We start from the raw sequence: 15,801 nt of genomic DNA, 5'->3' as shown, positions 1-15,801 counted from the left end.
TAGGAGGATAATATCGTGGGTAAGGAAGTATCGGAGAGACTAAAAATCTTAGATAGCAAACCTAGACTTAAGGCTTTATTTATCCTCCTTTTTCGTTCGGAAGATTTTGTAACGAGTTCGTATATAGCTGAAAAGTTAAATGTAACATCACGAACAATAAAATCAGATATCAATGAATTAAAATCATGTATCCAGGATTTAGGAAGTATTGAATCCAAACGGTCATTTGGTTACAAATTGCATATCAACAATCCTAGTTATATAGAGCAAATCAAAGAGCTATTTCAGATATTTCCCTCTGTCAAGTTAGAAAATGAGAAAGATACATTTGTCTTACATATTCTTAGAAGGCTGGTATCATCTACAATACCACTCAAAATTGAAGACTTTCAGAGTGAACTACTCACGACTAGTCCTTTGACAAGAGAATTACAGGAGGTGAAAAATCTCGTTTCGAAATATGGACTAACACTCCAGATGCGTCCGAAGTATGGTATCGAGATTGTTGGCCCACAATTTAAGAAAGTGATGCTGACAATCAGAATATATAGGTATTTTGATAGATACACTACTTATAAGTCAGGGGTACCTGATTATGAAAATTTGTTTGCTTGTTCCGATTTTGACAAGGAACTTATCCGAAAAACAATTTTAAGCTCAATTACTAAATCTCGGATAGTTTTTTCGGACCTTAATATTGAAAGATTTATCATCTATTTAATTTATTTCCGAAATAATTATTATCAGAAAAATCAGGATCTAGAACTACAACCAATAAATTTTTGTTATGAATCTACGGATGAACATAAATTGGTTGTTGAAATTATTGAGAAATTAAATAGCCGTCTGTATGGATTTGTTTTCGAAAAAGAAATAATTCAGTTTTTAACTTACATTGCTGTTATAAGTACGGATTTATATAGATTCTCAGATTGTTCTAGTGAAAATTATAGTCAGCTTATTATACTTGCTCAAGAAACAAGAAACTTTATCCTTAGAGAGTTATCAGATTACTTCCGATTTGATTTCTTTGAAGATTACACTTGTTTTAAAGATACTTTGAAAATAATGCTTCCGATTAGCTTAAAGATACTGCTGAAAGTATCTGACAGTATTGATTTACGCTATAAGGATTTTAGCAGGAACGATGAGCAACCAATTCTAAGGTATTTTGTAGAGAAATTATCTTCAAAATTTTATGAGAAGTATGCTTATGAGTTTTCTAAAAGGGAACTAGATATACTATATCTGACATTTTTAGGTGTCTTTAATCGGATTGTTCTTGATCGAAAAAAATTAAGGCTTGCCATTATTGCTATTGATGGTAGATTATCAACTCAGCAACTAAAGTTCAATCTACAACACTATTTTTCAAATTATATAGAAAGGATCGAAACAAAAACTTTATATGAACTAAATTACAGTGACGATAAAAACTATGACTATTACCTTTGTTCCAACTTTGGTAAGAATTTAAATATTTCACAAAGTCCAATTTACTATGTAAAAGATGGATTATCAGAATTTGATTATGATGATTCCTTTAGTACGATATTTTTTGATTCGTATTCGTATGATACAAAATTCCCAGCAATAGAGTTTAGGAATAATTTTATTGAAATTGAACCTACGGATAATTTTGAAATCATTGAAATTGAAAAAAATGGTACAAAAATTAGATTTAACCTGGAGCTTTCATCTGAGGAGAATAATATTATTGTCTATCGGAATCTATCTCAAGAATATATTATTGATGTAGATATAAACGTTGAAAATAATCCTCAGCGTTTAAAAATGCTGTTAAATATCCTTAATAGTATGGTCTTAAGAAGTGATTTGCTTTCTAATAGTCATGTTTCTTATCGTGATTTATTGATATAAAAATTTTGGAGGACACTCATGTTCAATACAAATAATAATTCTTACAGAGCAAGAAAGTTTAGAGCATTGAAATTAACTTCAATTTCTACACTAGCTTTATTCTGGCTTTTGTCATCAGGACCAAATGTACAGGCTTTAGATAATAATAGCGAAAACTTGTCTACTAGCGTTTCTGTTACTAGTACTATTGATAGCTCACAAAGTATTGATACTACTACTTCAGAAATTAGTACAGAGACAGGAGTAGCTGAAAACGAAACAACTACTTTAATCAGTACTGATGATTCAGCACCTGGAGTGCAAACTAGAGCTTATTCAGCTGCATCAGATACCGAGGAAGCTTCAATTTCAAAAGATTTTTATGAAAATCTTACGAATGAACGAGTTGACTATACTAGTGAAATCGGTTTTGATTTCTACTCAGAATTGCCTGCTCCAGGTGCAAAAGCCGATGGTAGAGGTGAACCTTTGGAAAAATTGATTTCCAACTATGGTGATTCTTATGCCAATGATTCTGTTCTAAGTGAAGATGTTACTAGATTTAGACGTTGGGAATGGCAAGATCTGTATAAATCTTTAGATCAGAAAGCTCAGGAAAATCCTGACTATTTGAACACTTATCGTTTACAGGCAGAGGTTTATTTAGTAAATAAAAATTATAAGGAGGCTTTTTCACAGCTAGATAGAATCTTAAGAAGAGATCCAAGCGATATTCATGCCTTATCTTTGTCTATTCTTGCTGCTAAAGTGACAGGTGAAAAGGAGCAAGTAAAAAACCGCTTAGCTGCTTTAAAATATATCTCACCAGAAGCAGAAGAAGCTGTTCATAATGTATTAAAATTTTCTGATGCCAATAATGCTAAAAAAGTAAACTATGGCTCGGACCAGCTTACCGATATGGTTCCAGACGTCATTGCAGTTTTTGGTCAATCCCCAAATCCTGATGGTACACCTTCACCAGCATTAATTACTCGTCTCGAAAAGACAAAAGAAATGGCTGAAAGGTATCCAAATATTCCAATTGTTCTTAGTGGAGGTCCAGTACGATATGAATATGCAGAAGCAGATGTAATGGCTAAGTGGCTTATCGAAAATGGAATCTCTGCGGATCGATTGATTTTGGATGATATAGCTCGCGATACTCCGGGTAACGCAGTCGGAATGGTTAAAGCATTCAAAGAACATGGAGCTAAAAAAGTCCTAGCTGTTGGTACAATTTTACATTTGCCACGAGCCACAACAGTTTTAAAAGCTTATGCGGATGCAGTTGGATACGATATTACTATTGATTCTGCTGGTGGCGGCACTCAGCCTTCAGGTTCTAAACAAGAGAGTGAAAGACTGTATACCTATGTAAATGCTTTGCGTGCAGGTTTCTTATATACCAAGGATGACTTTGCTAAGTTTTCTAGACGAACAGTTAAAGTTTCCTACAAGGACCAGGATGAAAAAGTAATTGAAGAACGAGAATACAAGCTAGGTGAAAAAATTGAGTTCCCTACTTTTGCTAGAGATGGCTTTACTTTAAAAGGTTGGACAACCAATTCAGAAGGCACAAAACTAGATGAGTTCTTCCCTAAATCAGATGCAACACTTTACGCAATTTGGGAGAAAAATCCTGAGAATTTACCTTCAGAAAAACCAAAAGAACTAAGCCAAACTGGTTCAAAAGCACTTGTAATTGAAGCTCCAGGTGATAAAGAAAGTTATAAGAAAGCAGAATCTTCAACTATCGTAATAAAGGTATCTGAAGAGAATAAGCATTCATTACCTGAAACTGCCTCTACAGTAGCTCAAACAAAATCTCTACCTAAGACAAATTCAGTTAATAATTTTGCTTACTCTTTGTTTGGCTTCTGTTTGGTTGGACTATCTTTTGCCGGTCGTAAAAAAAGATTCAAAAATAATGTTTAAAAATAAATGATATTCAGAGGTTGAGTAAAAACTAGTTTCAGAATCGAAAAAACTAGCATTTCCGCAGTTGGTGAACTGCTCCCTGTCAAGTGGACAATGAACTAATAAAAGATTAGGCAACGGCCTTGTTTCTCATTTCAAGAGGGGCAAGGCTGTTATGCTTCTCTTGAAATAGTTCATTGTTGTAAAAATAGCTATATTCATCACTATCAGCGACTAACTCCTCAAATATTTTGTAGGTCTTCAAATCATAACATTCTGTTTTAAAGTGATCAAAGAAGCTCTCGATAGGGGCATTGTCAATGCATTTGCCAACTCGTGATATAGAGCGAGTTAATTCATACTATGTTGTTACCATTCGTTAGTCTCGTGAAGTGTATTGGGAGCCTCAATCACTATGAAGCAGTAGCATCGCTCCTAGATTGGCTTCTATAGTCTTTCTTAGATTTTCCATAACTAAGGGCTTATCATTGTGCTTACTGATGTGATAAGCCACGATGGAGCTATCATAAAGGTCTTTAATAACACTTAAATAAGCCTTACAGCCTCATCCATATTGCAAGAAAGTCGCATCTGTACACCATTTGATTAGGGACCATGAGCTGTGAAATCTTTATTGAGACTGTTCTCTTCAATATTCACAAAATTGGTCTTCGTGCAATTGTCTTAAGAATGACGGATAATTGATGAGATACCAAGAATTCGCTTCTTGTTATAAGTAGTTCCAAGTTTACGATTAATAGCTCGTGTCATTCGACGGTACCCTAAAATACCTTTGTGTTTCAGATGAAAATCCTTGAGGATCTCCGATAGTGATTGATTTGTTCGCTCTGAGTCTGTTCCATTGTGGTTAGCCACTTGTAATAGCCTGATCGAGACACTCCAAGCAATTGGCATAACTGGCTAATAGGGGCTCCACTATGCTTATCTGAATAATCTTTGATGGCTTGAAATTCTTCCAAGTAACGTCCAATCCTTACCGTCGGTTTCTGCGTCTGCTGTCTTCCAACTTTTTGGCGCTAGCCGTTCGAAGCAAAGCGAGTTACGGATAGCCCTGCAAGGCTTGTCCAAGCGTTAGGAACAAGGTGACGACACGATTGGCAACAAGCAACTGCAAGCAGTCCTACCTCCATCTCTAAATAGCGGTTGCGCTCTTCTAGTTGCTTGATTTTGAGCTGTAACGCTTCTTCTGGGGTAAGATTCGGTTTACTGTTTAATCCTTTACCTCTGCGATCTAGGAGTCCTTGACTACTATCCCTTAACCAAGTTGGGGCGTTTTGAAGGGCGATAGTAGTTATTCCAAAGTTTTTCTGAGTTTTTAAAAGTTTTTTTGGTATCAAGTGGACCATAAAGGATACAACAAACAATAGATTTTTGACGGACATTGATTTCAGAATAAGTTTCAATCCTAACTTTTGGAAAAGGGAAGCAGATAATCCTGTTCTTGCTAGTTGTAGAGTTGCCTGTGGGTTAGTGTGGGGTCTTTTAAAATGGAAACAAGACAGGAAAAATCCTTTTTTAATCAGTGATTTTTGTTCCCCTCTCTTTTTGTGCTATAATGGTAAAATAATTTACTGTTTCAGAAACGTTATCAAGCGATGGAAACAGATGGAGGAAAGATGTTTTTAGCAATCGAAGAAATGAAGCAAAACAAGCTACGCTACGGCTTGATATTGGGGCTCTTGGTTTTGGTCGCCTATCTGGTCTTTTTCTTGACAGGATTGGCTTACGGTTTGATGCAACAGAACCGAGCGGCCGTCGACAAATGGCAGGCGGATACGATTTTCCTGTCAACAGAGGCCAATAAATTACTGGCACCATCAATAATGGATGAGGCATTAGTGGACCAAGTTAAAGCCGAGGAGAAGGCCTCACTCTTTTTCCGGTCGGGTGTCGTCTGGGCAGAAAACAATCCAGTCAGCGATGAAAACAAGGAGCGGGTAGCCGTTTTTGGTGTCGATGCAGCAACCTTTTTGATGCCTTCTATTATTGAGGGACGGGGATTTGAAAAGGAAAATGAGGCAGTCGTTGCCCTGGAATTGCTAGAGGAGCTGGACTTGTCGATTGGTGATCAGTTAGCCTTGGGGGAGAGCGATAAAGAATTGACTGTCGTAGGAATAACGGATCGAGCAGCCTACGGTGTGGCACCTGTAGTTTACCTCTCTCAGTCAATGTTCAAAACCATTTACCAGAAGGGGCAACCGATGAACCTAGCCAGTGCGATTGTGGTCAGGGGAGAAGTGACCAGCTATCCTGAGGATAGTCTTGAACAGCTTGACATACCAGCGTTTATTGACAAGCTCCCAGGATACACGGCACAGAACTTGACCTTTGCCTTTATGATTGGTTTTTTGGTGGTTATTGCAGCAGTCGTTATCGGCATTTTTATCTTTGTCTTGACAACACAAAAGGCACCGATTTTTGGGCTGATGAAGATTCAAGGCTTGTCAACGCCTTATATTGCTAGCTCTGTACTAGGACAAACCTTGGTCTTGGCTGGTTTAGGAACAGGTATTGGACTTGGGTTAACTCTTCTGTCTTCCCTAGTTTTACCCTCGGCGGTTCCTTTTGAGCATAACTGGCTCTTTTACAGCGGCATTTCAGGGGGCTTGATTCTCTTTGCTCTGTTGGGGGCACTCTTCTCGGTCGGTGCTATCGTTAAGGTGGATCCGCTGGAGCATATTGGGTAGGAGGTTGACATGACTATTTTAAGATTAACAGCCGTTAGTAAAAGTTTTCAGGATGGTGATAGCATCATTGAGGCACTAAAACCAACAGACTTTGACATAGCTGCAGGAGAGTTTATCGCTATTATTGGTCCGTCTGGCTCTGGCAAAAGTACTTTATTAACCTTAGCTGGCGGGTTGCAAACACCAACAGCTGGTCAAATCTTGATCAACGGAACAGATTACTCCCAGCTTCCTGAAAAGGAGCGGGCTCGCTTACGTTTTCAAGATATTGGCTTTGTCCTTCAATCGTCTAACCTCATTCCATTTCTGTCGGTGGAGAAGCAGTTGGATTTGGTTGATCGGATAAATGGCAGAGCTGATAAGCAGAGACAGCTCGAGTTACTTGAGGAGCTAGGGATTGATCACTTGGTCAAAAAGTTTCCCAAAGAGCTCTCAGGCGGCCAGCGGCAACGAGTGGCTATCGCACGAGCGCTCTACAATGATCCAGCTCTGCTATTAGCAGACGAACCGACAGCCAGCCTCGATACTGACCGTGCCGTCGAGGTCGTTGAACTACTGGCTAAAGAGTCCAAGGAACGTCAAAAAGCGGTTATCATGGTAACCCACGATCATCGCATGACGACCTATTGCGATAAGGTTTATGAGATGCGTGATGGTGTCTTGCGTCAAGTTGAAAAAGACAAATCTTCAGTATTATAGTATAATAGAGAGTGCATGGCACTCTTTTTTGAGGAGGGACTGAAAGATGTTGAGTTTTATCTGGTTTATCCTTATCCTCATGTTCCCGTTTCATTTGCTCACGATTCTGCTAATGGGAATCGCTAGCTATCAACAGTGGTCACGGAGATGGCAACTCTCGATCGCTTTGATCGGGATGTTGGTGTCACTCGCTCAGTTGCAGCCTATTTTTTACCTTGGTCTTTATGGATTTGCCTGTTTGGCGCTTGGTTATCTCATCAGCTTTTTAATAGGAAAAATCCGTCGATGCTATTGGCGGTACCTGCTCAGTGTTCTCAGTGTCTTGATGACACCTGCTGTTGTGTATTTGGGGACAGCTCTAGCTGTTGTCCTGTTGACTATTGGGCAATGGTCCTATGGCTACGCTGATGTCGTCTATCAAGGGCAGGCTTACACCATTGTTTATACCCATAAGACCTCTGGTTTTCTTTTTTCAGAAAACCAAGCCTTAACCGAGTATTTGTACCGTAAAAACACCCTTTCACCAATCGGTGAGCGACAAGCAACCATCAGTTACGACCCTAGTTATGCTCATGATAACTTACAATTTCAGCTACCAGAATCGGCGGAGCTGGCTGGTTACCTGGATAGCTTTACCGATCTTGATGAGAATTTGGAGAATCAATGAAATTAACCTGACACGAAATCGCCCCAGTGGTGGGTGCTAAAAATGATGTGGCTATCTTTGCTGACCTGCCACTGACAGGACTAGAGTTTGATAGGCGAAAGATTGCGTTGGACCTTCTCTTTGTCACTGGTCGGTTTTATCTGCTTGGTAAATAGAAAGAAGACCACCTTAATATACTAGTAATTTTATCTTATCGTTTGGTGATTAACCTGTCCCTCTTGCTGGTCAACCAGCTGACAGGCGGAAATTACGGTTTGCTAGCGGTATCCCTCTGGTCAACAGCCACCATATCTGGCTCAATTTTATCCTTGTCACACTTGCCAACCTCGCCTTGGTAGCCTTGGTGCAGAAAGGGCAGAAGCGATTGCTAGAGCTTAGTTAATTAATTCCTTCTGGTTTTCAGGAGGAATTTTTATAAGGTTTGAAAAAGTCCTTCTTTTTAGGTATAATAGGAGGGTTAAGAAAAGAGAACATCGACAAGCAGACCAGCTCTGCTATGTGTCAAAAAAGAAAGAAATACCATGAGTTTACAAGAACAGATTAAAAAACGCCGCACTTTTGCCATCATCAGTCACCCGGACGCAGGGAAGACCACCATCACTGAGCAGCTCCTCTATTTTGGGGGTGAGATTCGCGAGGCTGGGACGGTCAAGGGCAAGAAGACTGGTAACTTTGCCAAATCCGACTGGATGGACATTGAGAAGCAGCGGGGGATTTCGGTGACCTCGTCTGTCATGCAGTTTGACTATGCCGGCAAGCGGGTCAATATCCTGGATACCCCAGGGCACGAGGACTTCTCTGAGGACACCTATCGGACCCTGATGGCGGTGGATGCGGCGGTCATGGTCGTTGACTCTGCCAAGGGGATTGAGGCGCAGACCAAAAAGCTTTTTGAGGTCGTCAAGCACCGCAATATCCCTGTCTTTACCTTTATCAATAAGCTGGACCGCGATGGTCGTGAGCCTCTGGATCTGCTCCAGGAGCTGGAGGAGGTGCTAGGCATCGCTAGCTATCCCATGAACTGGCCGATTGGGATGGGCAAGAGCTTTGAGGGGCTCTATGACCTGCATAACCAACGTCTGGAGCTGTACCGTAGTGAGGAGCGGTTTGCGCCTTTGGAAAATGGCGGAGCGCTCTTTGCCAATAACCCCTTTTATGAGCAGGTTTTGGAAGATATTGAGCTCTTGGCTGAAGCTGGCAATGAGTTCTCCCGTGAGGCGATTTTGTCTGGAGATTTGACCCCTGTTTTCTTTGGGTCGGCTCTTACCAACTTTGGCGTGCAGACCTTCCTTGATACCTTCTTAGAGTTTGCACCAGAGCCGCACGGTCACAAGACCACGACAGGTGACGTCATTGACCCACTGGACAAGGATTTTTCAGGCTTTGTCTTCAAGATTCAAGCCAACATGGACCCGCGTCACCGTGACCGGATTGCCTTCGTTCGTGTGGTGTCAGGCGAGTTTACCCGTGGGATGGCGGTCAATCTCCCTCGTACTGGCAAGGGAGCTAAGCTGTCCAACGTGACTCAGTTTATGGCGGAAAGCCGTGAGAATGTCGAAAATGCCGTGGCTGGCGACATTATTGGTGTCTACGATACAGGAACTTACCAAGTCGGCGATACCTTGACGGTTGGAAAAAATAAGTTTGAATTTGAACCTCTGCCGACCTTTACCCCTGAGATTTTCATGAAGGTCTCCGCTAAGAATGTCATGAAACAAAAATCCTTCCACAAAGGCATTGAGCAGCTGGTGCAGGAGGGGGCGATTCAGCTCTACAAGAACTACCAAACTGGCGAATACATGCTGGGAGCAGTCGGGCAGCTCCAGTTTGAAGTCTTTAAGCACCGCATGGAAGGGGAGTACAATGCCGAGGTTGTCATGACCCCGATGGGCAAGAAAACGGTTCGTTGGATCAAGCCAGAAGACCTAGACGAGCGCATGTCTTCTAGCCGCAATATCCTAGCCAAAGACCGCTTTGATCAGCCCGTCTTCCTCTTTGAAAATGACTTTGCCCTGCGCTGGTTTGCGGACAAGTATCCCAAAGTGGAATTGGAAGAGAAGATGTAGCGGAAAGACAGAAACCACATCAAGCCGTTGATGTGGTTTCGTTGTCTTTCCCTCGCAAGGCTGTCCCAAGAGAACAAGTGAAGCGCTGTTCGATTGGCAGACAACTACTGCGCCTAGCTCATCTCCTTGAACGATAGTAGGATAGGTTTTCTCGATTTCGTCGTAGTGCCTCCGCACAGTTGAGTAGGCCTGTAAAAGCTGATGAAATCAGCGAATTAGAGGCCACTCAACCACTGCGCCAATATTTTTCCTCTTCACTTTTTGGGCATGATGTCCTTGTCTTTCCCGCGTGAGACCCCAGTAGTATGGGGATAGACTGCTGGAGGTGCGAGCCTAGAAATGCGAAAGCGAGTAACAGTCAGGGGAGTGACTGTTTGAGGTACGAGCCTAGAAATGCGAAAGCGAGTAACAGTCAGGGGAGTGACTGTTTGAGGTACGAGCCTAGAAATGCGAAAGCGAGTAACAGTCAGGGAAGTGACTGTTTGAGGTGCGAGCTAGCCCCTTCCTATTTTGGGGGCAAGGGTTAACAAGAGAAGGTTCACCTGTGATATAGCTAAGGAACATGCTGGTCCGTAAAGAATATATCTTTCCAGAAAAACATACTGTTTAGCCATCTATTCAACATGGGTGGTTTTAATGTCAGGGCATCAAATTACAGGCATATTTCAATTTTATGTCAGTTGTTTAAGCCACTTGTATTACTCTGTGATTTTTGTTACAATTATGGAGCGAACACCGAAATAGTTTGCAAAAAAATGGCTTGTTTTCTATCCCACTAGGTTAATTTTGACCGAGTGGGTATTCTAGTATCTACTTGCTCAAGAATGAGGAACACCCATTCAAACGGAGAGGGAAGACTTGATAAATTAAAGCGAATAAGCACTTGTAAACAAGATGATGAAAGGATAAAAACCAGATGAATAAGTCTCAAACATTATTGGCAACAGTTGCTGTCGCGGCGACAAGTCTCAGCGTAGCCAATCCAGTCAGGGCTGAAGAGCAGGTCAAGCCTGTTTCGCCCCAAACGGAGGGAGCAACTCAGCCGGTCACTCGAAAGGATCTTGATGAGGCTAAGGCGGATTTAGAAGCTTCGAAAGCTGAAACTGCGGGGCAAACAGAACTGGTAGAGGCGAGAAAAGAGGAACAAGCAGAGGCTAAATCTGAGGTCAACCAATTGACAACGGAAGCTTCTGAAGCGGAACGTTTGGCTGAAGTGGCAACTCCTGAAGCTGTGGAACAAGCAACTGAGGCGGTTGAGAAAGCAGATACAGAGCTAAAAGAGACGATGGAAGCTGTTGAGCGTACTGAAACAGTAATGACCCAGACAGAAGAAGCTGTTAAGGCACAAGAAACCATCGTTCAAGAAGCTGACAGTCAGGTGGATGCTGCACAGGCTGCCGTTTCAGAGAGTCAAGGGCAAGTTGATCAAGCTAAGAAACTGGTCGATGGTCAAGCTGAACAGGCTGTTAAGGAACAATTAGAACAAACTCAGACTGCTGTTAAAACAGCAAATGAAGATGTTCAAGAAGCTCGGACAGCATTGGAAGAGGCTAAAACAGCAGATCAAAATCATGCTAAAGAGTTAGAGCAGGCTAAGGAAAGAGTTGAATCACAACAAGAAGCGGTTGAGCAAGCAACTGAAAATTGGACAACTGCAACGTCAGATTTGAAAGAAGCGCAACTGGTTGAAGATGGCTTAGCGGTCGATGTTGCAGCTGTTCAAAAACAAATCGCAGATTTAAAAACTTCGCTTAATGCTAGTGAAACGCAAGCGACCAAGCAATTGGATACAGCCTTGAATGATTTGTCTAAGGCTCAGAGCATGGTTAAGGCTGCGGAGCAAGCATTGGCGACAGCGCAAGCATCGGCAACAAACCAGGCTCAAGCTCTCCAGCAAGCCCAAGAAGAATTAAAACGAAATCGCACACAGCTAGCTCAAGCTACTCAGAACTTAGCGCGTTTAACCCAGGCCTATCAAGCAGCTAGCCCGTCTGATCCTGGAAGTCTGCAAACTTATGTTCAAACGGATCCAAATTGGATCACCTACCGTATCGGAAACGGGACTTTTGGTGCAACAGGCTGTGCGCCGACTGTTTTGGCGATGGCGATCACTGAACTGACTGGAAAAACAGTCATGCCATTGGAAGTGGGACACTATCTCTACAATAACAGTAATCACTTTAACAAGAATTTCCAAGGGACTTCTGGTCAGGGCTTACTCCAAGCAGCGCGTCACTATGGCCTAGAAGCGACAACCTTAGGCAACTATGCGAGTGTCGTGCAGGCTTTAGAAGCTGGAAATTTAGTCACAGCGGCTGTTCAGCAAAATAAATTTAGCCCTTGGGGTGTCGGCTATACACACCAGATCTTACTACATGGCCTCTCCAATGGTTATACCTATGTTTATGATCCTTACACGCGGACCAATAATGGCTGGTATCCATTGGCTAATCTCTGGGCTGAGCAAAGCACAGATGCTATCGACACAGCGGGATTGGGTACGCCGTTTGTCCAATTTACGACAGCTAACTTAAGACAACTTAAGTCTGGACTAGCTCAGGCACGAAACACAGTCAATCAGTTGACTGGGGCCGTTGCAAGTAAAGAAGGTGAAGTTGCTCGACTGTCTCAATCAGGCAATCAACTGTCTAGTGCAAAAAACCGCTTAGAGAGAGCAAAAGCGGTTGAGGCAAACCGTCAAGAAACCGTCAATGAGGCGCGCCGAGCTGTAGCAAAAGCCCAGGCGGACAAGATACAACTTACCCAAGAATTAAAGAATGCTCAGGAACGTTATCAAAACTTGTCTACTCGTTTAACTGAGGCCAAGAAAGTGACCGCTACTAAGACAGAGGCACAAGCAGGTGCTCAATCTACTCTTGCTAGTTTAAAAGAGTCTCTAGGTCAAGCTCAAGCCTCCCACAAGGCTCTGTTGGCTAAGGAAGCTAGTGTACCTACTGCTCAAAATCGCTTATCCAAGGCCTTAGCAAACCAAGCACAAGCCCAGAAAAATCTGGCACTTACTCAAGAGGCTGAACGACAACTCAACTTAAACTTCCAAGAGCGTGAGGCTGCATTGGATAAGGCTAAGGAAGCTCTGAAAGCGGACCAGAAAGCTTTGGAAGAGGCGCAAGAGAATCGTAATCAGGAAAGGGCAAAATTAGAAGAGTTGCGGAAGATTTTAGCGAAATCAAATCAACAACTGCAAGCTCTAAGACAAGCCCAGGCTGAAAAAACAGAAGCTCTGAAACAGGCACAAGCTTATTTAGAAAGTCTACAACAAGCTCCTCAAATGTTAGCTAAGAAACAAAGTCTTCTAAGTGCTGCACAGCAACGATTGAAAGAAGAGAGTGCCTTATTAGACCAAGCAGAAAAAGAACTGCAAGAACGAGTTGCTACTCAAGAACAGTTGCAGAAGGTTTATGACGACTTATTGGCGCGGTACAGGGCTGAGCAGTTAATCACTCCAACAGTCTATCAGTCTCCTGAGACGGTGTCTTATATCCCTTCAAAATATCAGCAATTACAACAATCTATTCCTTCAGCCTCGGGAGTTCCAGTGGTTAATGAACTGGGGCAGATTGTTGCCGTGACACCGTTGTTAAAAAATACCACTCCGGTAAGCAAGGCAAAAATGAACTTTATGGACTCTGCAAAGATTAAAACCTTGCCTCAAACTGGGACTGTTGATTCATTCCATCTACTGGCTTTCGGAATCGTTTCCTTGTTGCCTGTGCTGGGATGGCATCGTAGAGAAGATTAGCAAGTTTTTGGGTGAGTGGTCGTAGAGTGAGAGTCTTGGAAAAGGCCTCCTCATCAAGTGTGTCATTTCTTGTGATTACAGGGAGGTACTTAGGTGGTTGGTGCTGAATTGACTTGCCTCTTTGGCTTGGATTAACTTCTCTATAGAGTTCCTGTGCTTCAAAGAGCCATCCTGTTTCCTTGCCTGAAAAGCCATCTTGTCACCACAGACTTGTGAGGTTTCCTTCTTTGAGATGCGCCAGAAATCATAACTTGAGCAAGAATAACCCCTGGTAATAGAGGCGCTTTTCAGGACCTAAGTCGTATTTATACTAGTGGCTACCGTGCGATTTTCTAGATCGTTTTCCCTTATTCGCAGAAGAGAGTTGGAAATGATTGTCCAGCCTCTTCTTTTTCGGTATAATAAGGTAACAAATGATTGGAGGATTTTATGGGACTATTTTCAGGTTTGTTGGGCAATGCCTCTCAAAAAGATGTGGAGAAGGTTGAGCAACAATTAGCAGATATTTTGGTGCCGGGTGAACAGGTCAATCTAGCGTTTCAGTTGGTCAGGGACTTGATTGTGTTTACAGAAAAACGGTTGATCTTGGTAGACAAGCAAGGGGTGACAGGAAAAAAAGTTTCCTACAAATCTCTGCCTTATCGGTCTATTTCCCGTTTTACGGTAGAAACATCAGGCCATTTTGACCTGGATGCTGAGCTCAAGATTTGGATTTCTTCAGCTAGCCAGCCGGCAGAAATCTTACAATTTAAGAGTGACAAAAGTGTCGTTCAAATTCAGCAAGCCTTGGCTGCTGCTGTCCTAGCTTAACCTGAGTTGCAAATGTGAGAGATTGCTTGAGATATCTTTTGATAGGCTAAACATGCAACAATCAGGTATCATAAATAAAATCTTTTAACAGAAAAGTCTCAACCGTGATTCCTAGAATCTTATGGTTGAGACTTTTTGTAATGATTTTTTAGTTATTTTCAGATGATTTTTCAATAAACATAGCATCTCCGAAGCTGAAGAAACGGTAACCTTCACGGACAGCATGGGCATAGGCTTCCAGGACGAATTCTCTTCCAGCAAAGGCGGCGACCAGCATGACCAAGGTCGATTTGGGCAGGTGGAAGTTGGTCGAAAAGGCATCGACGATTTTAAAGGAATAGCCGGGCTTGATAAAGATATTGGTCCAACCAGAGTCTGCTTGGATCTGACCGTCGAATTTAGAACCGATGGTTTCCAAAGTACGGATGGAAGTAGTGCCGACAGCGACAATCCGTCCGCCAGCAGCCTTGACCTCATTCAGTGTCTCTGCAGCTTCCTGGCTGAGACTGTAAAATTCGGAATGCATCTGATGATCGTCTAAATCATCCACAGAAACGGGTCTAAAGGTCCCAAGGCCAACGTGAAGGGTCAGTTCAACAAGTTTGACGCCCTTGGCAGCAATCCGTTCAAGAAGCTCCTGAGTGAAATGAAGGCCTGCTGTAGGTGCAGCAGCGGAGCCGTTTTCTTTGGCATAGACGGTTTGATAACGGTCACGATCCTCCAGTCGTTCATGAATGTAAGGGGGTAAGGGCATTTCTCCCAAGGATTCCAGCACTTCTAAGAAAATCCCGTCATAGCTAAAACGGACAATTCGGCCACCATGTTCTAACTCTTCTAAGATCATTGCCGTTAACCGCCCGTCGCCAAAAGAAATCTGGGTACCAACCCGAAGGCGTTTGGCAGGCTTGGCTAAAACCTCCCAGTCGTCCCCTTCTGTATTTTTTAAGAGTAGCAGTTCGACATGCCCACCGGTTTCAGTTTTTTGGCCATAGAGACGCGCCGGTAAAACTCTGGTGTTGTTCATGACCAAAGCGTCTCCGGGATTGAGGTGGTCGATAATCTGATCAAAGTGCTTATCAACCAAGCTTTTTTGATGGGTATTAAGTACTAAAAGTCTTGAAGCATCTCGCTTAGCTAGAGGCGTTTGAGCGATTAATGCTTCAGGAAGTTCAAAATCAAAGTCGTTTGTATTCATAGTTTTCCCTATCGGAGTAAGATTTGTCGAGAACCAGAGTTCCTTAGACAGCTTTCTCATTATATCATTTTTCAGCGGATTAGGCTTGACAAAAATTGGTCTATACCATATAATGGAAT

Annotated in this window: 9 protein-coding genes and 1 pseudogene; 8 read left to right on the top strand and 2 right to left on the bottom strand. The window is 42.4% G+C overall.

Translation table 11 applies throughout. The annotated features are described in order from the left end of the window. Positions 1-15 precede the first annotated feature (15 nt). Both HF992_RS00845 and HF992_RS00840 read left to right on the top strand, forming a co-directional pair. Positions 16-1,881: an HTH domain-containing protein gene (locus tag HF992_RS00845; RefSeq protein WP_168548177.1), complete on the top strand. Its 1,866-nt coding sequence runs from the start codon at positions 16-18 to the stop codon at positions 1,879-1,881. An 18-nt stretch (positions 1,882-1,899) separates the two neighbouring features. Beyond that, entirely contained in the window at positions 1,900-3,795 is a 1,896-nt protein-coding gene (locus HF992_RS00840; RefSeq protein WP_168548176.1) for an ElyC/SanA/YdcF family protein, read from the top strand. Between the two features lie 112 nt (positions 3,796-3,907). Here HF992_RS00840 and HF992_RS11850 read toward each other — a convergent pair. Beyond that, positions 3,908-5,084, bottom strand: a pseudogene (locus HF992_RS11850) (IS3 family transposase); the annotation flags it as partial. A gap of 330 nt (positions 5,085-5,414) precedes the next feature. Between HF992_RS11850 and HF992_RS00820 the strand changes: the two are divergent. The 6 genes from HF992_RS00820 to HF992_RS00795 all read left to right on the top strand — a co-directional run bounded on the left by HF992_RS00820 (position 5,415) and on the right by HF992_RS00795 (position 14,487). Continuing rightward, positions 5,415-6,485 (top strand): FtsX-like permease family protein, encoded by a 1,071-nt coding sequence (locus tag HF992_RS00820; protein ID WP_168548172.1) that lies wholly within the window; start codon positions 5,415-5,417, stop codon positions 6,483-6,485. A gap of 9 nt (positions 6,486-6,494) precedes the next feature. Beyond that, a complete protein-coding gene (locus HF992_RS00815) occupies positions 6,495-7,184 on the top strand; it encodes an ABC transporter ATP-binding protein (RefSeq protein ID WP_168548171.1) in 690 nt (229 codons plus the stop codon). A 46-nt stretch (positions 7,185-7,230) separates the two neighbouring features. Continuing rightward, the gene (locus tag HF992_RS00810) at positions 7,231-7,851 is read left to right on the top strand and encodes a hypothetical protein (RefSeq protein WP_168548170.1); all 621 of its coding nucleotides are present in this window, start codon (positions 7,231-7,233) and stop codon (positions 7,849-7,851) included. A 521-nt stretch (positions 7,852-8,372) separates the two neighbouring features. Continuing rightward, on the top strand, positions 8,373-9,917 hold the full coding sequence (locus tag HF992_RS00805) for a peptide chain release factor 3 (RefSeq protein ID WP_168548169.1): 1,545 nt from the start codon (positions 8,373-8,375) through the stop codon (positions 9,915-9,917). 916 nt (positions 9,918-10,833) lie between these two features. Beyond that, positions 10,834-13,677, top strand: a complete 2,844-nt coding sequence (locus tag HF992_RS00800) for a C39 family peptidase (RefSeq protein ID WP_168548168.1) — start codon at positions 10,834-10,836, stop codon at positions 13,675-13,677. Positions 13,678-14,106: 429 nt separating this feature from the next. Then, positions 14,107-14,487, top strand: a complete 381-nt coding sequence (locus HF992_RS00795; RefSeq protein ID WP_168548167.1) for a PH domain-containing protein — start codon at positions 14,107-14,109, stop codon at positions 14,485-14,487. A 148-nt stretch (positions 14,488-14,635) separates the two neighbouring features. Here HF992_RS00795 and queA read toward each other — a convergent pair whose 3' ends face one another. Continuing rightward, a complete protein-coding gene (gene queA / locus HF992_RS00790; protein WP_168548166.1) occupies positions 14,636-15,682 on the bottom strand; it encodes a tRNA preQ1(34) S-adenosylmethionine ribosyltransferase-isomerase QueA in 1,047 nt (348 codons plus the stop codon). Positions 15,683-15,801: the final 119 nt, after the last annotated feature.

The sequence above is a fragment of the Streptococcus ovuberis genome (assembly GCF_012396585.1).
In the GTDB taxonomy this organism is placed as follows: domain Bacteria; phylum Bacillota; class Bacilli; order Lactobacillales; family Streptococcaceae; genus Streptococcus; species Streptococcus ovuberis.
This window is presented reverse-complemented; position numbering and strand designations above follow the sequence as displayed.